Source organism: Mesorhizobium sp. P3_A9 (assembly GCF_056402975.1).
Genome location: NZ_JBFUGJ010000829.1, coordinates 1 through 540 on the forward strand (window position 1 = coordinate 1; position 540 = coordinate 540).

1 protein-coding gene is annotated in these 540 nt (G+C 69.7%); it reads left to right on the forward strand.

Translation table 11 applies throughout. The features are described from left to right. A partial coding sequence (locus AC1DX0_RS36970) for a VCBS domain-containing protein (protein ID WP_477359643.1) occupies nt 1–540 on the forward strand: 540 nt, incomplete at both ends.

The window sequence follows — 540 nt, forward strand, 5'->3', positions numbered from 1 at the left end:
CGCGGCGGCGGCGCTGAACACCGGCGGCCAGCTGACGATCACCGACCCAGACACGGGTGAAGCGCATGTGGTGGCGCAGGCCAGTACGGCCGGCATCTATGGCGACTTCTCGATCGACGCCGACGGCGCCTGGAGCTACGCCGGCAACGGCGCCCACAACGAACTGACCGCGGGCCAGGTCGTGACCGACACCTTCACGGTGACGAGCCAGGACGGCACGGCGACGGGGACGGTGACSGTGACCATCACCGGCACCAACGATGCGGCGACGGTGAGCTCGGACTCGAAGTCCGTGACCGAAGGCGACRCGGCGGCGGCGCTGAACACCGGCGGCCAGCTGACGATCACCGACCCAGACACGGGTGAAGCGCATGTGGTGGCGCAGGCCAGTACGGCCGGCATCTATGGCGACTTCTCGATCGACGCCGACGGCGCCTGGAGCTACGCCGGCAACGGCGCCCACAACGAACTGACCGCGGGCCAGGTCGTGACCGACACCTTCACGGTGACGAGCCAGGACGGCACGGCGACGGGGACGGT